Below are 18,426 nucleotides of genomic sequence, written 5' to 3'. Positions count from 1 at the left end.
AATTAACAACACGTCATTCGTGTACCATTTTCTTCTAAGACTTTTAATTTTTCGTCTTGATCTGGCAATTGTTTAAGAATCTCTGCAACGAATGAATAATACGCATTGTTCTTATTTACCGAGTAAAAGATCCATTGCCCCCTTCGTTCTTCCTTTACCAATCCAACATCCTTCAATTTACGTAAATGCTGACTAATCGCTGGCTGACTCATTTTAAAAATCTCCACAAATTCGCATACACAGCAATCATGAGAATCTAGTATTTTAACCATCGTTAGACGGGTTTTATCACCTAATAATTTTAAAATCATTGCTGCTTTTTCCATTTCAACAGCCGTTTTGAACATGGATTATCCCTCCTACTATTTTCACATATCATTATATAATTATTTGCTTATATATACAATGACTTTTTCGATTAGATTGATTTTTAGGTACTAAAACAAACATATAGATGGAATTGGAATTATTGAAGTTAATATGTACTATAAAGCACATTTACAATAAAAGCCCCGTCTCTCTCATGATTTGAGAAAAACTGGGCTTTGTTTTATGGAATCTCCCTGTTTTGTTTAACCTGCTTTAAAATTATATTGCTATGGGGAATACTTGGTATACTCACCATGCTGTAACTTAAATCCTGGTTTGGTACTTCATAATTCATCTGATTAACCAAATAATCAAGACTTACTTTCATTACCTCAATGGTGACCCACTCTCCAGCACAGCGATGCCCCATAAAATGGTCACCGCCACCTTGCGGAATAAAGTTAAAAGGACTTCCATCCCATTTAGCAAACCGATTTGGATCGAAAATATCAGGATTCTCCCAAATTTCAGGATCATGATTTGTACCATAAAGATCAAGCAATGTTAATGTACCTTCTTCAAATTTATAGTTGTTCCAAGTGAAATCTTTTTTTACCAACGCTGCTACAAATGGAAAAAATGGATAAAAACGACGGACTTCCTGTACGAACATCTGAGCATATCTTTCATCAGACGTTTTAAGCTTCTCCCTTTCTTTCGGATAATGGTGCAATGCCAGTACAGTGAAATTGATGAATATAGCAATTGCCACAATTGGTCTCAAGATATTAATGACTTCCACAGAAACCGTATCGGTATTCAAAAGATTTCCTTTTAAGTCCCGGTGCCAGCTAAATATATATAAAGCGGTATCCTCTTGTGGATTTAATTCCCCTCTGCGCACCTTATCAACCAATTCACTCAACCATTTTTCTACTTTATTTCGTGCATGTCTTCCTGACCAATGGTTTGGACCCACAGCAGCTGGTGACTCAAACATCGCTGCTAAGTCTTTTGTCACTTCCTTCACATCCTCTTCTTCCAAAGGAACACCTGCCCAATGGCAAGCTGTACTGCAAAGGATCTCTTTTACTTCCTCATAAAGAACAAGCTCATCCATCTGTTCCCATTTAACAAGCGCTTGATTCCATTGTTTTTGCGCAATTTCTCTTAATCTTTGGAGCCCCTCAGGAGACATAATGGACATAAACATTCCCTTCCGTTGTTTATGTTCACGACCATCCAAAGCCTGAACACCATTCTTCCCAAACAATGTTTGAACTACACGATTTGGTGCTGCATCTTCTCTTTTGAATTTCTCCGTATCATAGAAGACTTCCGCAGCGGCTCTTCCTCCCATGCAGATCGCTTTCTTTCCAAGCAATCGAGTTTCAAAAATTTCAGAACTAAAACTGTGTCGCCTGTTCAAAATATACATATATCCTTCTCTCATAAGGCTTAAGCTATGATCTATCCCTTCCTCACGAGGCATTTGATTTGTATCAGACATAGTGCCATCTCCATTCTGTGATATTCTCCTTTTTTTAACATTTCCCTATTTACGCTTTAAAAAACTTGAATCGCCAGGAAGGTTCACATGGAAATTTGGGAGAAATAATAAGAGTTGGGATATAACGACAGTGTTTCATGTTAAAGACGAACGATGCTCAAACTTAGTGAAGGAAAAATACGTAGACTCCTGCGGCAGGAAAGGCATAGGTGAAACACCGTAGTGCGATAGCAAAAAGGGGGCTCACCAGCTGCCATTGGATGCGCGGAGTATATTTCCTTAGCGAATTATTTTGCAACAATTATACTCGGTTTTTATTCCCTAAAAATACTTTTGTCCTAGCCTTTGTTCGTTAAAAGTTAACTTGATTCAAAGCTTGAATCCGTTAGAATAAAAGTCAACACTGTTCCCCATACGAAAACGATACCGTAAAATAGTCTTTGCAGTAATCCTGCTGGGAGTGGTACAAAGAATAGAAGAATAATTAGGACAAAAATTACAATGAGGGCAAATAAGCAAATATAAGTCCAACGTTTACCATTATTTAACATATTCGCATAAATCCATAGTCCAGGCAAAACAGTAATCATACCAATTTGCGCTGCGATTGAATGCCAGAAAAAATCGACATCAGCAGGTATAAATCCAGACACAATATTCCCCAAAGCTAGGATAATCATGAAAATGGTTGCCAATTTGGTTCTTACTTTTTTCTCTAAGTATTGCGCCAAGTACAAAACACCAACCGTCATTGTGATTCCATTTATGATAAATAACACATTCATCCATAAATGATATGGTGAACAAATTTCATGTGGTGCAATCGCGTACGTAAAATGTCCACAAGATGTAACGCCAAGATCACTCATTGCGTGCTGCATTAGACTATATGGAGCTGTTGATGTCATCATAAAAAATGGCTCTATAACAAAATAAAAGCAAGTAGCTAACCAGCTGATTATTCCGACTTTTCTAGGTATCGTTAACAATAGAATTCCCCCTTTTTCTTATCTTTCCATGGTAATAGATATCTTAGTTCCTAATTAATAGATCACACAAGAACGTTATATACTATATTTATGTATACTTTATTTATGATAATACTTACCCGTATCTCAAAGTTCAATTACATTTCTTAAAAAATTCAGGTCTGCCACAATAAGATTAAAAATCCCTTGCTTATAATACAAGGGATTTTTTAATTCTTTCATATTTTACACGATGCAGTATTCTTCCTTAATTCTCTCAATCTATTGAACGTTTTATCATTCATTGGCTGCCAATCACCAATTTACTTCCAGCCTCGTTCATATTGCTTTGGAGCTTCCAAATCATATCCAAGTTCATTGGCTGCTTCTCTGGCCCAATATGGATTTCTGAGTAAGGCCCTGCCAATGAACACAAGATCTGCACGCTCATTTTGTACAATCTCTTCAGCCTGAATGCCATTAGTAATTAAACCAACTGCCCCAGTAGCTATTTCTGAATTACGTCGAATTACTTCACTATGCTTCACTTGGTATCCAGGGTATGGTTTGATACGTGCTGGCACCACTCCGCCAGTACTGCAATCAATTAAGTCAACACCCTGTGCTTTCATCTCTGTTGTAAAATAGATGAAATCTCTCTCCGCATTTCCTTGTTCGTTGTATTCATCAGCAGAAATACGTACGAAAAGCGGACCATCCCATTCTTTTTTCACTGCCTCGATAACCTCACCTAGAAAACGATAGCGATTTTCCCTGCTTCCACCATAGTCATCCTTACGCTTATTTGTAAGTGGTGATAAAAATTGATTGATTAGATAACCATGTGCCGCGTGAATTTCGATCATATCAAAGCCTGCTTCTTTTGCACGTCTAGCTCCATGTTTAAAAGCTTCAATTGTCGCTTTGATAACTTCCACTGTCATTTCAACAGGTTTTATTGACTTCTCATCAAATGGCAAGGCAGTAGGTGCATATATAGGGTGCTTCAATTCAGCTTTTCTTCCGGCATGTGCCAATTGAATCGCTGATTTCGCACCATAGCTATGAATTTCTTTGTTTAAATTTTTCAATCCCAGAATATGCTTGTCATTCCATATTCCTAAATCCTGATCTGAAATTCGCCCTTCAGGTTGAACAGCTGTTGCTTCCACCATAATTAATCCAACTTGGCCAACAGCACGAGAAATATAGTGTGATAAATGAAAAGGAGTAACTAGTCCGTCCTTATCCACTGAAGAATACATACACATTGGAGACATAACGATACGATTTTTCAATGTAATTCCCTTAATATCAATTGGTGAAAAAAGTTTTGCCATTCTATTCTTCCTCCCTGTTCCAATATACTTCTATATCTTTATTATATAAAAAGACAACATTTAATCTAAACATGTGCATTTTGGCATATACACCATAAAAGGAAATTTAAACTTCAAACACCTTAATTTTTGCGTTGGGCATTAACACTTCTTCAGGTTTAAACGTTGCTAAGGCTTTTCCGTTTTTGACCTTGTTAACCCAATCATGATTAGCCAAGGCACCTTTACCTAAAGTGACTAAACCAGCTTCTCCATTCTCGATGATTTCGCTAGCTTTTTTTGGATCCTCTAAATGACCGTTGGCGATTACAGGAATTTTCCCGTATTTTTCGGCAAGAGAAACAAGCGATGGTCCGTTTGTATCGAACGCAGGCTTCCATGCTTCGTATTCGGTAACATGGATAAAATCAAGTCCTGCTTCTCCCAAGCTTCCAAATATGATTTCAGCATCTCGCTCTTTCCCGGACCACTTATGTGCATAATCATTAACTTTCGCTTGAGAAATCCGAATGCCAACAGTGAACTCCTCTCCAACCGCTTTCCGAATCGCCTTAGATACTTCTACCAATAAACGTACCCGATTTTCCGTCGAGCCTCCGTATTCATCTGTGCGCTGATTTGTATAATCAGTCAGAAATTCATCAAGCAAGTAGCCATTGGCTCCATGAATTTCAATCCCATCAAATCCAACTGATTTCGCACGCTTAGCAGTTTCAACAAACCCGCATATCACTTCTTCAATCTCTTCCTTTGTTGCTTCTCTTGGCATTGCGTATTTTCCAATTCCTTCATATATTTCACTTTTTTCTCCTTTGGGCTGAACGGCAGAAGGAGCAATTGAATCTTGACCAAAAGGATTTCCATGAACGAGAGCACCTGAATGCATAAGCTGTGCAATAATTTTCGAACCTGCTTGGTGAACTGCATCAACGACTTGCCTCCATGCTTGTTCTTGTTCATTATTCACCATACCTGGCTGATCCATATAACCTGGACTATGCTTATCATCGGTATAAATGCCTTCGGTGATGATTAGCCCAAATCCTCCCATAGCAAATGATGTATAATAAGATGCCATCTGATCTGTAGCCAAACCATTAGGTGTTGCACTAATGCGCGTCATTGGTGCAACACCTACCCGATTATATAATGTTGTATTACCTAATGTAACGATGTCAAATAACGATTCTGTATCTTGCATTATGAACACTCCTTTTTTGACTTCAAGATATATTTTTAACAAAAGCAATATGTTTATTTAAGGTCGTCTTCTTTAAGATCGAAACCATTATCACATATTGTGGGTACTATTTTATTGTAATTCACCATCTGAGTTTAGTAAAATAAATATTATCGAACGATTAGTTCACTAAAACCGAACTATAAAGGAGAGAGTTGTATATGGAGCTTCGTCACCTTATTACATTTAAAACAATTGTTGAAAGAGGGGGGTTCAAAAAGGCTGCTGAACACCTTGGATATGCTCAATCTTCTGTTACAACGCATATTCAGGAATTAGAAGAGGAGGTAGGCAAGCCTTTATTTGATCGGTTAGGCAAGAAAGTTATTATGACTCATTATGGTGAACGACTTCTTTCTTATGCAATTAAAATCATTGACTTACACGCTCAAGCTTTAAGTACGGACGAGGAACCAACTGGTGACCTTATAATTGGTATATCGGAGTCACTGACAATTGATCGTGTTCCACCCATTCTTTTAGAATATAAAAAGACTTACCCGAAAGTAAACCTTACACTAAAATCGGTCGAGAATAATATTGTTTCCTCACAACTTCAAAATGGAGATATCGATTTAGTATTGGTATTAGAAGAGGAAGATTGGTCTCTTTCTGAGATTCATTATGAAAAACTAATAAGAGAAAAAATGGTTTTGATTAGTCCCCCAGTGATAGAAGAAGACAATAGGACAGTTCTTTATACGGAGCGATCATGCAGTTACAAGTCTGTGTTTGATGCTTATTTAAGGTATAAAAAGATGGATGTTAAGGAAAGTTTAGATTTTCAAAGTATTGAGGCGATTAAACAATGTGTTCGAAGTGGATTAGGAATTTCTATGGTGCCATACTTTTCCGTGAAAGAAGAAATAGAAAGTAATAAACTAAGAGGAGAAATAGTAGCACCCGAACATCCAGCGATCGCTACATTTCTTGCTTATCATAAAGATAAATGGCTTTCACCGTCTATGAATAGTATGATTTCTATAATACGAAATCATGCTGAGAATTGGATTTGATGGGTTTAGTCACACTATCCTTAGTCCAATTAAAAAAGCTGGTCCCTAATTTTTCAGGAAACCAGCTTTTTTTTGTGTATTTTTATGCTACATCATAACCTTGATCCTCAACAGCTTCTTTCATATTATCCAATGAAATTTTAGTTTCATCATACGTAACCTCAACTTTACCAGAGCCCAAATCAACTTCTGCGGCAGTTACGCCGTCTAATTTATTTAGTGCTCCTTCCACTGACATTTTGCAATGACCACAAGTCATTCCTTTAACATCTAATGATTTTGTTTGCATCTAATTTCACCTCCTTTAAAGGATTCCTTTTATAATTTCACTCGTTTTAAGCGAAGTGCATTTGAAACAACACTCACTGAACTTAATGCCATTGCCGCACCAGCAACCCATGGTGCAAGTAATCCAACTGCTGCAACTGGGATTCCTGCTGTATTATAGCCGAAAGCCCAGAAAAGGTTTTGACGGATATTTTTAATCGTCGCATGGCTGATTTTGATCGCTTTTGGAATAAGCAGTAATTCACCACCGAGAATTGTTACGTCAGCAGCTTCAATTGCTACTTCTGTTCCTGTACCAATCGCAATTCCGATATCGGCAATTGCGAGTGCTGGAGCATCATTTACCCCGTCACCAACCATTGCGACCTTCTTACCCTGCAACTGAATTTCTTTCACCTTATCAGCTTTTTCCTCAGGCAAAACTTGAGCGATTACTTGGTCAATACCAACCTGTTTTGCAATGGCTTGTGCAGTTCGTTCGTTATCCCCAGTTAGCATGATAACTTCTAAGCCTTGCGCTTTTAATTCCTGAATAGCTTGAGGTGCTGTTTCTTTAATTGTATCTGCAACAGCAACAATTCCACGATACTCACCATTAATAGCAATCAGCATAGCGGTTTTACCTTCTACTTCGTAATTTACCAATTCTTGTTCCGCACCACCAACTTCGATTTGGTGGTCTTGCATTAATTTTCGATTTCCAACAAGAATGTTATTGCCTAATAGAGCAGCTTCGATACCATGTCCAGGTATAGCACTGAAATTATCTACTTCTACTAAATCAATTTCTTTTTCTGTTGCATATGCGACAATCGCTTCTGCAAGTGGATGCTCTGAACCTTTTTCCGCACTTGCGAGTAATTGTAATGTTTCCTCGTCACCTGTAAAGTTTGTTACTTCTGGTTTTCCTTTCGTAATGGTACCTGTTTTATCAAGAACAATTGCTTCTAACTGATGCGTTCTTTCTAGGTGTTCTCCACCTTTAAAAAGAATCCCACTCTCTGCAGCCTTCCCTGTACCAACCATAATAGAAGTTGGAGTTGCAAGCCCTAACGCACATGGACACGCAATAACTAGTACAGCAATTGCTGCGACTAAAGCAGGTTCAAACTGGCCAGGTTCAACAAGTACAATCCAAGCGGTAAATGTTAAAATGGCAATTACGACAACGATTGGTACAAAATAACCTGAAATGACATCGGCTAATCGTTGGATTGGTGCTTTGGAACCTTGTGCATCTTCCACTATTTTTACAATCGATGCAAGGGCAGTATCTTTCCCTACTTTTGTCGCTTCCATTTCAATCGAGCCATTTTTGTTGATTGTCGAGCCAATGACAGTTGCGTCCACGTCTTTTTCAATTGGTATGGATTCACCAGTAATCATTGATTCATCGACAGAGGTTCTTCCTTTTACAACGATACCGTCTACAGGTATTTTCTCTCCTGGTTTCACAACCAAACGATCTCCAACAATAACTTCCTCCACTGGGATCATCATTTCCTCATTATCTCTCATAACACGAGCTTCTTTTGCCTGTAAATTGAGCAATGAGGATAATGCATTCGTTGTCTGACTTTTCGCTCGTACTTCCAAATACTTACCAAATAAAATCAATGTGATTAATACAGCACTTGTTTCAAAGTATAGATGTGGCATATATGCTGGATTGCCAATCGTCTTCAATGCTTCGTATAAACTATAGAAATAAGCAGCACTTGTACCCAATGCTACAAGCACATCCATATTGGCTCCGCCATTTTTCAAGTTCTTATAGGCACCAACATAAAATTGCCAACCAATAATAAATTGAACAGGTGTTGCTAAAACAAATTGGAACCACGGATTCATGAATATATGTGGTATTGTCATATTAAATAAATGAACCAGCATGGTTACTAATAGCGGTGCAGATAATACGGCCGAAATAATTAATTTTGTCTTCATCATTTTAATTTCTTTTTCTTTATGTGTTTGCTTATCTGCTGATTCAGCTTTCGGTTTTGCATCATAACCTACATTTTTGATTTTTTCAATTAACGCCTTCGTATCAACTAATCCAGGGTTAAATTCTATCGATGCCGTTTCGGTTGTTAAGTTTACAGTTGCCTGCTTTACACCCTCTTGTTTATTCAATACCTTTTCAATCCGAGTAGAACACGCAGCACAGGTCATTCCAAAAACATCTAGTTCTGTTTTTTCCATTAAAACACCGTAGCCGACATTCTCAATTTTCTTCGTAATATCTTCCAAACTTGTTTTTTCTGAATCGTAGTCTACGGTTGCCTTTTCCGTTGTTAAATTGACTTGGGCTTCGACACCGTCCATCTTATTTAATACTTTTTCAACTCGAGTAGAACATGCAGCACAAGTCATTCCAGTTATTCCAAGCGTTGCATGATTTGTTTCACTCATCTTAGTCCCTCCTATTTCGAGAACTGCTTCAATACACTCATTAATTCCTCGATGGATTCTTTCCCTTCGCCTTGTTTAATCGCATCACTGACACAATGATTGATATGGCGTTCTGTGACAGAGAAACCTACTTGCTTTAGTGCCGATTGAATGGCACTGATTTGTACTAGAATATCGACACAATATCGATCCTCTTCCACCATTTTCTGTATTCCTCGCACTTGACCTTCTATACGTTTTAAACGATTAATGACTTTTTGAATTTCAGCTTGTGTTCTTGGTTTACTTGGGTGATCATGTAAGAATTTATCCAAATAAATCACTTCCTTTCCTTTTATAATTATACTATACCCCCTCATAGTATTATTGTCAATAAAAAATATAATATGTATGATATCATGGATATTTTTGTTTGCGATAATGAAAATAAAACCTTTCTTGCTAATGTTGTACAAGCTTCTTTTATATTGGATATTGTATCCCTGTTCTTCAATTGCCAAATCTACCTTTTCTTCATTAAATTCACATCAACTTTTCCACACCGTTCAGTTTTCCGACGCTATCCTCTATAGAGTTTTTCACACAATGTCCGCAAGACATGCCCTGTACGTTAAGTATGTGTTTTATTTGTCATTTCAATTACCACCTAATTTTTAATTCTCTTACACTCCATACCCTTGTTGGGTATGATAAAGTTTCAAAAATTAAAGTTCATTAGGTACGTGTAATATGATATTTTATATGAATAAAAACCATGTCATAATAACATGGTTTTTAACGGATTTATTAATGACTATGCCCATGATGGTGAAGATGTGTCGGTTCGTTTTTTATTTTACAAAGAATTGAATTGTCATGTTTATGTGCCGCTGTTTCCAGTTGTATTGTTATATGCATAATCCCTTTATGTTCTAAATCGTGTTCAATTTTGCGTAACATACGCTCACTTTCTGCAATCGTTAGCTCAGCATCGACAACAACATGGCAAGAAAGTGCATTTAGCCCACTCGTAATTGTCCAGATGTGTAGATCATGAATGCTTTGAATGCCTTTTACTTTTTCGATTGTTTGTATAACATCATTAACATTAACATTTTGTGGCGTTCCTTCCATTAGAACATGAATAGCTGCTTTCGTTACATAGTAGCCACTTCTTAATACAAGAAACGCGACAATAACACTCGCAAGTGGATCTGCCCAGCCCCAGCCAAAGAACATGATAAGCAGTGCAGCAACAATCGCACCTACAGAACCAAGCATATCGCTTAGTACATGTAAATAAGCTCCACGCATATTTAAATTTCCCTCTACATCCGCACCACGCATCATAATCCAAGCAACAAGAATATTAATAGCTAAGCCAATGATGCTGATAATCAACATCCCTGTTGTTGCGACTTCTGGTGGGTTCGCAAAACGTTCTATTGCTTCATAGAAAATAAACAAAGCAATTATAATTAACGTCACACCATTTAATACAGCAGCTAGGATCTCAAATCGTTTGTAGCCAAATGTCTTACTTTTACTCGCTACCTTTTCTCCTAATTTAAATGCAATTAATGCAATCGCTAATGAAATAGCGTCGCTCAGCATATGGCCAGCATCTGCTAGAAGAGCAAGACTATTTGTTAAGTATCCCCCTATCACTTCTACTATCATATAAGTTGTAATGATGAAAAGTGATATCAATAAAATCTTTTTATTTGCACCATGTGTATGGTCATGTCCATGTCCCATGTTAAAACCTCCTACACTTTATATTGTACTGATATATACGAAAAGCATTTCAAAAAGAGATTTATTATATTTTTACATACGTGTTATTATATTCCAAAGCAACCCACCATATGCTTATATTACTATATATGCATATAATGATATAAAAACATCATCTACTACCTATTTAAAATAGTAAATGTTAGTTATGACAAGCGTGGTCTATCATTTGCTTCAAGATTAACATAACATGCTCATCATCATGTGAATAATAAAGTGTCGTCCCCTCACGACGGAATTTCACAAGCCTTAAATTCTTCAGAAAACGTAATTGATGAGATACAGTCGATTGTCGGATATCCAACGTCTCTACAATTTCGTTAACAGAACACTCTTTATTAAAAAGTAAATTAAGAATTCGAATTCTTGTCGGATCACCTAATGCTTTAAATGTTTGTGATACGATAAATAGTGTTTCGCTATCTAAATCTTGAGTAAAGCCATTTTCATATTCAAAGTCCTCCAATTTCTTCCCTAACCTCCTTGTGTCATTCCGTATTATGATACCTGGATTAGAAGCTCACAATCATTATATGAACATATTAGCATATAACAATTTATGTTGCAATCATCATTACATAACTCAATAAAAATGCATTCTTGTTTAAGTGCATAACAAAGGCAAATTCTTTATCATTTCATCTTAATTAGATTAACACCGAACCTTCCTTTAATCAAAAACGATACAATTCCATCTTGTTAATTGAATTTCCACATTATACTTCCCTGCGGTAAAGATATTTAGTAATTGTTTCTGGACAATTTTTCTATGCAGTTTTGAAAATCAGTTTAATTGAAATAACTATGGGAATACATATAGTGAAAAGATTCTAAATCAGGAGGTTTTCAAAAGATGTCACATGAACAACATCAAGAACTAATCAAGAAGCTGCATGAGTGTGCCGTAGCATGTAACCATTGTTATGACGCTTGCTTAAAAGAGGAAGATATGAAGATGATGGCTGATTGTATACGGTTGGACAGAGAGTGTGCAGATATCTGCTCTTATTTAGAACACGCTTTATCAAGAAACACACCATTTGTTTCTGAACTAGCTTCAGTTTGCGCTAAAATTTGCGAGGCGTGTGGAAATGAATGCAAGAAGCATGATCATGAGCACTGTCAAGAATGTGCAGATGCTTGCTTTAAATGCGCAGAAGCATGTAAAACTGTTGCATAAAAAAGAGATTTATTAAAAAGTCGTTTTTACCATAAATGGTCAACGACTTTTTTTAGTTTATAAAGGTCATTGAATCAATTATCGATGAAGTTATATCTTCTAATATTTTATTGCCAAACGACGGAGAGTCTTACACTTTTTAAGAAAACTTTTCTAAACAGGTAATCATTAAGGGGCTCTCCTTCTCTTAAGGGAGATCGTTTGCTTTTAAGTACGATAATTCATACCTTTAATACAAGTAACTTGCCAAACTTCAGTTACAACTCTAGCTATGTCCCTCGCAATCCAATTTTCAACAGAATTACAGAGCATCTACGATAACTTCCACATAGGTTTCAACTTCTACTCCTTTTTGAGACTTTCACAATATTGTTGGTCTCCAGTAGTTAATCTAGTAGGTATTTACTGTAAAGTAAATATAAGATTTAAAAATTTAGTATTTTATTATTTTTTATGCTCCTATTGTATATTTAGAAATCCTCTGATAAACTTCTAAAATCAACTTCATTTGATCCTTATATATCTATGGAAATATGGTCCATACGTTTCTACCTGGCAGCCGTAAAATGCCGGACTATAAGGAAAGTTAGAATACCACATGTATATGTGCATTCTCTTCTTTCTTTATAGATTGAGAGGATGCACTTTTTTATTTTCGTTTATAAGGTCAGACTTCCGACGACAATAAGGATAGATGAAATTGAAACGTTTATCAGGAGGTTATCATGGATATTATATTTGGTTTATTCTCCCTTGTGGGATTACTATTTATAGCTTGGTTGCTAAGTAAAAATAAAAAGGCAATCAAATGGCGTACGATTCTAATAGGTGTAATATTAGAAGGAATATTCGTTTACTTTATGCTTAATGTTCCCCTTGGCCGTTGGCTCCTTACAAGTGCTGCTGGGGGCGTGCAACACGTTTTGAACTATAGCCAGGAGGGCATCGAATTTCTATTCGGTGGTTTTTTTGTAGAAGGAACAAATGTAGGATTTGTTTTTGCAATCCAGGTATTATCCGTCATTATTTTTATCTCTGCATTAGTCTCAGCACTGTATTATTTACGAATCATCCCATTCGTTGTACGTATACTCGGTTGGATTGTTGGTAAAGTATTTGGTACCACTCGTGTTGAATCGTTTAATACAGTTGCCAATACGATGTTAGGTGTTGTAGAATCCCCATTACTCATTAAGCCTTATCTGGCAAAACTAACACGTTCGGAGCTTTTCACCGTGATGGTTGGGGGAACAGCTTCAGCAAGTGGGGCAATTCTATTGTCTTATGCACAAATGGGGATTGATATTAAGTATTTACTTATATCCGTTTTCTCCGTACCTTTTGTTGCAATTGTAATGTCTAAAATCATGGAACCTGAAACAGAAGAATCTGCGACAAATGAAACTATCGAAATGGAAGATGCAGGACATACGAACATCTTTGAAGCCATTTCCGAAGGCGCCGTGAGCGGCGTAAAGCTTGCTGCTAATATTGGTGGCTTACTTATTGCGTTTATCAGTTTATTAGCTCTCGTAAACGGTTTGCTAGGGGTTATCGGAATGAATCTTGCTACCATATTTGGTTATATTTTCTTTCCATTTGCTTTACTAGTTGGGATTCCCTTTGAAGATGCTTTTCGTGCTGCATCCATTATTGGAACAAAGCTTGCAGCCAACGAATTAATTGCATTCCAGGAAGTACTCAAGCTTCAAGAGGTTCTAAAGCCAGAAACTGTTGCAATCTTAACAGTTGCATTATGTAATTTTGCAAACCTGTCTTCTATTGGACAATTAATTGTAGGTCTTGGTTCCTTGGCACCTTCAAAGAAAAAACAAATTGCATCGATGAGCTTTAAAGCAATTATCGCTGGGACGATGGCAAGCTTTATTACAGCGATTTTTGTAAGTATGTTTGTGTAAACAACCTACCTTTATTTTGTAGCAATTTTATTAGTAACTATGAGTAAATATCCACCAAAAAATTGGACGGATATTTACTCATATTATCGAAATCACGAACAACAAATGCTTATTTAAACGAGACAAACTTATACCCCATACCTCTAACAGTCTCAATGCGTTTTGGTTTCGATGGATACGCTTCAATTTTTTCACGAAGTTTTTTTATATGCGCATCGATAGTGCGATCCATCACGTCGCTCTCCATATTAGGATGGATCTGCCTCATAAGTTGCTCACGTGATAACACGACTTCAGGATTTTGCATAAAGTAATACAATAGACTAAATTCATATTTCGTTAATTTTATATCCATTCCGTCAAGTAAAACTTTCCCTTTTCTAGGCATAATACATAACCCATCACAGACTATTTTTTGACAGAATTGCTCCGTTCGACGTAATACAGCCTCAATTTGAGCGATAAGTTCATTTGGATCAAAAGGTTTTGTTAGATAGGCGTCTGCTCCTAATCTTAAACCAGAAATTTTATCGGCAATTCTTACTTTTGCTGATACCATTATAATCGAAACCTCATGATGCTTTTGCTCACGAACCCAAATGCAAAACTCTTCCCCACTGACCCTGGGCAACATTCGATCCAAAATGATTAAACAAGGAAGATGTTCTTGGTAGACTACTTTAGCTTCTTCTCCATCACATGCTGCCACAACCTCATATCCATATTTCTTTAAATAGGTGAGGATGAGAATTCGAATCAATTTATCATCTTCCACAACCATAATCTTTTGTTTCATCAGATCTACCTCTTTTCTTCTATTATACAATTGCAGAGGTCTATTGCATCATTTCAAACTGTTGTACCATGAAATCATAGTTCATTGCACCCATCATGACAAATTGAATGCGCCCATTCGAGTCAATCATATAGGTTGTTGGATAGGCCATAACCTCATATTCGTCTGAAACCAAGGCTTCGTTATCCAAAGGAATTGTCAGCGAAAGGTTCAATTCGTCTACAAACTTTTGAATGTTGTCTGGATTCGATTCTGTTTCGGATAAATTAACAGCTAATACTTGTACATCCTTATTATTTTGGAACTTTTGCATATCTGGCATTTCGGCACGGCATGGCGGACACCACGTTGCCCAGAAATTCAGCATAACACGTTGTCCTTTATAATCTGACAACTTCACTTTCTCACCATCCAATGTATACAACTCAAAATCCGGAGCGAGTTCTCCTTTTTGAATTCCTACTTCATTAGATTCTTCATCACTTACCTGCTGCACGCTTGTTTTATCCACTTCTTGAGTTGCTTTTTCATTTGAAACGAATACAAACTCATAAACTGCCCAACCGAACATCCCAATTACGATTAAAACAAGAATCGCCTTTTTCATTGCTTATTACCTCCTTCATCCTAACTTTTCGAACCATGTATCTTGTACTAATTTCAGTAAAAATTCAGTGATACGTGGCATTTGGCCAGTAAATAAGATTAATCCCATAATGATCATCACAACAGCGCCTGTTTTCATAATTACTTGACTATGTCGACTAATCCACTTCGTTGATCCGAGGAAAAACGTTAAGAGAAGGAATGGTAATGCGAATCCCAATATATACATCACCGTGTATATGATTCCTTGGCCTGGATTACTGGCTGCCAAGAATAAAATGGAACCGAAAATAGGCCCAATACACGGGGTCCAGCCAGCAGCAAAACCCATGCCCACAAAAAAAGTACCTAAATAGCCTACTGGTCTTTTCGTCGATTGAAAACGCCTTTCTTTCAATAACGCGGTAATGTTAATCCAACTACCAACGAAAAGACCCATAAAGATAATGAACACTCCAGCTAAACGTTGAATTAGAAGCCCAGTATCACCCGCTAACAACCCTTGTATAAACCGCCCCAAATATGACGCTCCAATTCCTAGACTAATAAATACAAGAGATACCCCTAATAAAAAGAAAACGGAATGACTTAATAATTTACTTCGTATTTTAATATCATGACTTCCCTGTAATTCCTTCACAGTGATCCCAGTAATATAGGATAAGTACGCAGGGAAAATCGGCAGCACACAAGGCGAAAAAAACGATAATGCCCCTGCTCCTAATGCTAAAAACATTCCTACTACTAACATCGTATCTGTCTCAATTCCCCCCACTTATAGCACCCTCTTTCTTTTTCCAAAAAATAATTTGCAGCAAGCATATTAGAAAAATCAAAGCGAAAAACCATGGTGCAATTGTGAAACCAAACACCATCATAATTGGCAACCTTACTGACAATGCAAAACTCCCTATCGTCCATAAAAGAATAATCAATAGATTCAACCAGTAAAGGGATATAAAATCACGTATAATCACAATTACAATCATCAATAAAGTAATTAATCCCATATATCCAATAGAATACATATTTCCATTCCATGTAATTTGGATAAATTCATACATAAACGAAGCAGATAAAAATATATGTATAAAGGCATTTAGAAATAGAAGTACATCAATTCTTCCAAGTTTCCATTGGAACACAATAGTTACCAGGCTAAATAGAACAGCTAAATAAAATGCATGTGAATTACTTGGATATGACAATATAGCGATCGGATCTACTATAAAGGTTGTAATATTCAATAGAATTTTTCCAATCCAAATAAAAATAACAAAATTTATTAATTGGCCCAAAACTTTATCCATATGGTTTTTCTTTTCTTCTTTAGTTAAATCAGTTATGAAGTAGTAAATGAGGAATCCCATACTAAAACTAATAACCATTATACCGATTGAAAAGTGGATAGAAGAAATTGTCATAGGCATCCCCCTCCTGATACAGATTGCTTGCTAACCATCATACGAGAAGTTTATGAAAATTTGATGAAAATAGAGATTAATTCTAACTATAGCAATAAAAACGGCTCCATTTTAGAGCCGTTTTTATTAAATTAAGTTAACCAAATATGCTCACTGTTGTTCTTCCGGTTTTTTCCCAGCAAATTGAATAACATGGGCAAGCCCATTATGGAGTTCTCCCTCATGACGGGCAACCTCTCCCATGAAAAAGTGAATGATTCGCCAATCAACAAAGGTTTCTAAAAACTCTTCTGGCTTATATAAGAAATCTTGTTCTTTCGGCCCACCACTTTTATAAGGAATCTGATATGGTGAATAAACTTCACTCAGAAAATAGCCTCCTGGCTTTACAGCTTTTTTTACACCTTGAAGTGTTCTTTGTCTGAGCTCTGTTGGAAAATGACCGAAGACACAAATAATTTCATTCCATTTTGATTCTCTCCAGCTGACATGGTTTAAATCTACTAATTCAGTCGTGACGGTTACCCCACGTTCTTCTGCAAGCTTATTTGTTTTCACAAGTCCTGATTCTGCATAATCCCATACCGTTACTTTCATTCCTTGCTCTGCTAAGTAGACCGCATTACGTCCTTCCCCTTCAGCAATAGCCAAAGCATCGCCAGAAATATAAATTTCCTTCTGAAGTTCTGTCAAGAAGACATTTGGCTCTTTTCCATACACATAATTCTCTGTCTGAAAACGTTTATTCCAGTGGTTCATCTTTACCACCCTTTCTGAGTAGTTTTAAACCATATTGAATATTAATTGCTAGAAACGAATATATCTATCCAAATTTTCACTGCAGTCGTTACGATTAGTATAGCTAAAATCAGCTGTAATAGTTTCGTATTTACTCTTTTTCCAGCCAAAACCCCAAGTGGTGATGCAATTAAGCTAGCAACCACCATGATAAATGATGGTAAGATTTCCACTTGCCCAGAGGATACTTTTCCAATGATAGCACCTATTGATGAAATAAGTGTTATGGCTAAGGAGGAAGCAATCGTAACTCTAGTAGGTATTTTTAAAACCGTGAGCATAATCGGTACTAACAGGAATGCCCCTCCTGCACCAACAATACCTGCTCCAATCCCAACAACTAATGCAAGTGATGCGGCGAGCCATTTATTAAACTTTATTTGCTCAAGAGGAATATCATCAAGTCCTTTTTTCGGGATTAACATCATGACAGCCGCAGTTATCGCTAAAATTCCATAGACTACATTGATCACACTTTCGGGCATGCGTGTAGAGCCCAATCCACCAACAAAACTGCCGATTAATATGCTAATCCCCATGTAACCAATTAATTTTTTATTTAAGAATCCACCTTTTCGATAGGCGAAGACCCCACCAAGTGTTGCAAAAAATACTTGAATTGCAGTTATGCCTGACACTTCATATGCTGTAAATTCAGCAATGCCGAGTGCAGCTGGGATATATAACAGCATTGGGAAATTAATAATGGCGCCACCTATTCCTATCATTCCTGAAATAAAGGATCCTATCAAGCCGATTAGGAAAATGGCAACGACAAAGCCTAGATCCATTTTTTCCTCCTTCTTAAAAGAGAATCGCAGCAGATGGGTCCCCTTTTTAT

The 18,426-nt window shown here is 36.8% G+C and carries 19 protein-coding genes, 1 pseudogene and 1 riboswitch; of the genes and pseudogenes, 3 read left to right on the top strand and 17 right to left on the bottom strand.

Annotated elements, in window-relative coordinates:
- Nucleotides 1-2: 2 nt before the first annotated feature.
- The 5 genes from D1B32_RS14205 to D1B32_RS14185 form a co-directional block, all read right to left on the bottom strand.
- The gene (locus D1B32_RS14205) at nt 3-347 is read right to left on the bottom strand and encodes an ArsR/SmtB family transcription factor (protein WP_095311390.1); all 345 of its coding nucleotides are present in this window, start codon (nt 345-347) and stop codon (nt 3-5) included.
- Between the two features lie 203 nt (nt 348-550).
- Entirely contained in the window at nt 551-1,819 is a 1,269-nt protein-coding gene (locus tag D1B32_RS14200; RefSeq protein ID WP_118889716.1) for a CYP152 family fatty-acid peroxygenase CypC, read from the bottom strand.
- Nucleotides 1,820-2,178: 359 nt separating this feature from the next.
- Entirely contained in the window at nt 2,179-2,814 is a 636-nt protein-coding gene (locus D1B32_RS14195; RefSeq protein WP_118889715.1) for a DUF998 domain-containing protein, read from the bottom strand.
- Nucleotides 2,815-3,110: 296 nt separating this feature from the next.
- A complete protein-coding gene (gene namA / locus D1B32_RS14190) occupies nt 3,111-4,127 on the bottom strand; it encodes an NADPH dehydrogenase NamA (protein WP_095311386.1) in 1,017 nt (338 codons plus the stop codon).
- A 106-nt stretch (nt 4,128-4,233) separates the two neighbouring features.
- On the bottom strand, nt 4,234-5,328 hold the full coding sequence (locus D1B32_RS14185) for an oxidoreductase (protein ID WP_118889714.1): 1,095 nt from the start codon (nt 5,326-5,328) through the stop codon (nt 4,234-4,236).
- A 200-nt stretch (nt 5,329-5,528) separates the two neighbouring features.
- Here D1B32_RS14185 and D1B32_RS14180 point away from each other — a divergent pair, with 200 nt between their 5' ends.
- Entirely contained in the window at nt 5,529-6,383 is an 855-nt protein-coding gene (locus tag D1B32_RS14180; RefSeq protein WP_118889713.1) for a LysR family transcriptional regulator, read from the top strand.
- Between the two features lie 82 nt (nt 6,384-6,465).
- Here D1B32_RS14180 and copZ read toward each other — a convergent pair whose 3' ends face one another.
- The 6 genes and pseudogenes from copZ to D1B32_RS14150 form a co-directional block, all read right to left on the bottom strand.
- Nucleotides 6,466-6,672: a copper chaperone CopZ gene (copZ, locus tag D1B32_RS14175; protein WP_118889712.1), complete on the bottom strand. Its 207-nt coding sequence runs from the start codon at nt 6,670-6,672 to the stop codon at nt 6,466-6,468.
- 29 nt (nt 6,673-6,701) lie between these two features.
- Complete coding sequence (locus tag D1B32_RS14170) at nt 6,702-9,086, bottom strand: heavy metal translocating P-type ATPase (RefSeq protein ID WP_118889711.1); 2,385 nt, start codon at nt 9,084-9,086, stop codon at nt 6,702-6,704.
- Between the two features lie 11 nt (nt 9,087-9,097).
- Nucleotides 9,098-9,400 carry a metal-sensing transcriptional repressor gene (locus tag D1B32_RS14165; protein ID WP_095311480.1) on the bottom strand — a complete coding sequence of 101 codons (303 nt, stop codon included), beginning with the start codon at nt 9,398-9,400 and terminating at the stop codon, nt 9,098-9,100.
- A 214-nt stretch (nt 9,401-9,614) separates the two neighbouring features.
- A pseudogene (locus D1B32_RS14160) lies at nt 9,615-9,686 on the bottom strand (copper resistance protein CopZ); the annotation flags it as partial.
- Between the two features lie 186 nt (nt 9,687-9,872).
- On the bottom strand, nt 9,873-10,823 hold the full coding sequence (locus D1B32_RS14155; RefSeq protein WP_118889710.1) for a cation diffusion facilitator family transporter: 951 nt from the start codon (nt 10,821-10,823) through the stop codon (nt 9,873-9,875).
- A gap of 181 nt (nt 10,824-11,004) precedes the next feature.
- A complete protein-coding gene (locus D1B32_RS14150) occupies nt 11,005-11,328 on the bottom strand; it encodes an ArsR/SmtB family transcription factor (protein ID WP_095311375.1) in 324 nt (107 codons plus the stop codon).
- A gap of 387 nt (nt 11,329-11,715) precedes the next feature.
- Between D1B32_RS14150 and D1B32_RS14145 the strand changes: the two genes are divergently transcribed.
- Together D1B32_RS14145 and D1B32_RS14140 are read left to right on the top strand one after the other, a co-directional pair.
- Nucleotides 11,716-12,042, top strand: coding sequence for a four-helix bundle copper-binding protein (locus D1B32_RS14145; protein WP_095311373.1), 327 nt, complete (start codon nt 11,716-11,718; stop codon nt 12,040-12,042).
- A 495-nt stretch (nt 12,043-12,537) separates the two neighbouring features.
- Nucleotides 12,538-12,639: riboswitch (purine riboswitch) on the top strand.
- Nucleotides 12,640-12,767: 128 nt separating this feature from the next.
- The gene (locus D1B32_RS14140; RefSeq protein WP_118889709.1) at nt 12,768-13,961 is read left to right on the top strand and encodes a NupC/NupG family nucleoside CNT transporter; all 1,194 of its coding nucleotides are present in this window, start codon (nt 12,768-12,770) and stop codon (nt 13,959-13,961) included.
- Between the two features lie 109 nt (nt 13,962-14,070).
- Here the strand turns inward: D1B32_RS14140 and D1B32_RS14135 are convergent, their stop codons facing one another.
- From D1B32_RS14135 to D1B32_RS14110, 6 genes are all read right to left on the bottom strand, one after another.
- Nucleotides 14,071-14,757 (bottom strand): response regulator transcription factor, encoded by a 687-nt coding sequence (locus tag D1B32_RS14135; protein WP_118889708.1) that lies wholly within the window; start codon nt 14,755-14,757, stop codon nt 14,071-14,073.
- Nucleotides 14,758-14,797: 40 nt separating this feature from the next.
- Complete coding sequence (locus tag D1B32_RS14130; protein WP_118889707.1) at nt 14,798-15,364, bottom strand: TlpA disulfide reductase family protein; 567 nt, start codon at nt 15,362-15,364, stop codon at nt 14,798-14,800.
- Nucleotides 15,365-15,379: 15 nt separating this feature from the next.
- A complete protein-coding gene (locus tag D1B32_RS14125) occupies nt 15,380-16,138 on the bottom strand; it encodes a cytochrome c biogenesis CcdA family protein (protein ID WP_118889706.1) in 759 nt (252 codons plus the stop codon).
- Complete coding sequence (locus tag D1B32_RS14120) at nt 16,125-16,787, bottom strand: hypothetical protein (RefSeq protein ID WP_118889705.1); 663 nt, start codon at nt 16,785-16,787, stop codon at nt 16,125-16,127. Before D1B32_RS14120 ends, D1B32_RS14125 begins: the two co-directional genes overlap by 14 nt.
- 150 nt (nt 16,788-16,937) lie before the next feature.
- A complete protein-coding gene (locus D1B32_RS14115) occupies nt 16,938-17,546 on the bottom strand; it encodes an SAM-dependent methyltransferase (RefSeq protein WP_095311359.1) in 609 nt (202 codons plus the stop codon).
- A 41-nt stretch (nt 17,547-17,587) separates the two neighbouring features.
- Nucleotides 17,588-18,376 carry a sulfite exporter TauE/SafE family protein gene (locus D1B32_RS14110; RefSeq protein WP_095311357.1) on the bottom strand — a complete coding sequence of 263 codons (789 nt, stop codon included), beginning with the start codon at nt 18,374-18,376 and terminating at the stop codon, nt 17,588-17,590.
- Nucleotides 18,377-18,426 lie beyond the last annotated feature (50 nt).

Origin of the sequence: Oceanobacillus profundus (assembly GCF_003515705.1) — a bacterium.
GTDB classification, from domain to species: Bacteria; Bacillota; Bacilli; order Bacillales; family Amphibacillaceae; genus Oceanobacillus; species Oceanobacillus profundus.
This window is presented reverse-complemented; position numbering and strand designations above follow the sequence as displayed.

What these genes read in the sequence shown, in the direction of transcription:
- D1B32_RS14205 (WP_095311390.1), bottom strand. Translation starts at nt 347, where the DNA reads ATGTTCAAAACGGCTGTTGAAATGGAAAAAGCAGCAATGATTTTAAAA.
- D1B32_RS14200 (WP_118889716.1), bottom strand. Translation starts at nt 1,819, where the DNA reads ATGTCTGATACAAATCAAATGCCTCGTGAGGAAGGGATAGATCATAGC.
- namA (WP_095311386.1), bottom strand. Translation starts at nt 4,127, where the DNA reads ATGGCAAAACTTTTTTCACCAATTGATATTAAGGGAATTACATTGAAA.
- D1B32_RS14185 (WP_118889714.1), bottom strand. Translation starts at nt 5,328, where the DNA reads ATGCAAGATACAGAATCGTTATTTGACATCGTTACATTAGGTAATACA.
- D1B32_RS14180 (WP_118889713.1), top strand. Translation starts at nt 5,529, where the DNA reads ATGGAGCTTCGTCACCTTATTACATTTAAAACAATTGTTGAAAGAGGG.
- copZ (WP_118889712.1), bottom strand. Translation starts at nt 6,672, where the DNA reads ATGCAAACAAAATCATTAGATGTTAAAGGAATGACTTGTGGTCATTGC.
- D1B32_RS14170 (WP_118889711.1), bottom strand. Translation starts at nt 9,086, where the DNA reads ATGAGTGAAACAAATCATGCAACGCTTGGAATAACTGGAATGACTTGT.
- D1B32_RS14155 (WP_118889710.1), bottom strand. Translation starts at nt 10,823, where the DNA reads ATGGGACATGGACATGACCATACACATGGTGCAAATAAAAAGATTTTA.
- D1B32_RS14145 (WP_095311373.1), top strand. Translation starts at nt 11,716, where the DNA reads ATGTCACATGAACAACATCAAGAACTAATCAAGAAGCTGCATGAGTGT.
- D1B32_RS14140 (WP_118889709.1), top strand. Translation starts at nt 12,768, where the DNA reads ATGGATATTATATTTGGTTTATTCTCCCTTGTGGGATTACTATTTATA.
- D1B32_RS14135 (WP_118889708.1), bottom strand. Translation starts at nt 14,757, where the DNA reads ATGAAACAAAAGATTATGGTTGTGGAAGATGATAAATTGATTCGAATT.
- D1B32_RS14130 (WP_118889707.1), bottom strand. Translation starts at nt 15,364, where the DNA reads ATGAAAAAGGCGATTCTTGTTTTAATCGTAATTGGGATGTTCGGTTGG.
- D1B32_RS14120 (WP_118889705.1), bottom strand. Translation starts at nt 16,787, where the DNA reads ATGACAATTTCTTCTATCCACTTTTCAATCGGTATAATGGTTATTAGT.
- D1B32_RS14115 (WP_095311359.1), bottom strand. Translation starts at nt 17,546, where the DNA reads ATGAACCACTGGAATAAACGTTTTCAGACAGAGAATTATGTGTATGGA.
- D1B32_RS14110 (WP_095311357.1), bottom strand. Translation starts at nt 18,376, where the DNA reads ATGGATCTAGGCTTTGTCGTTGCCATTTTCCTAATCGGCTTGATAGGA.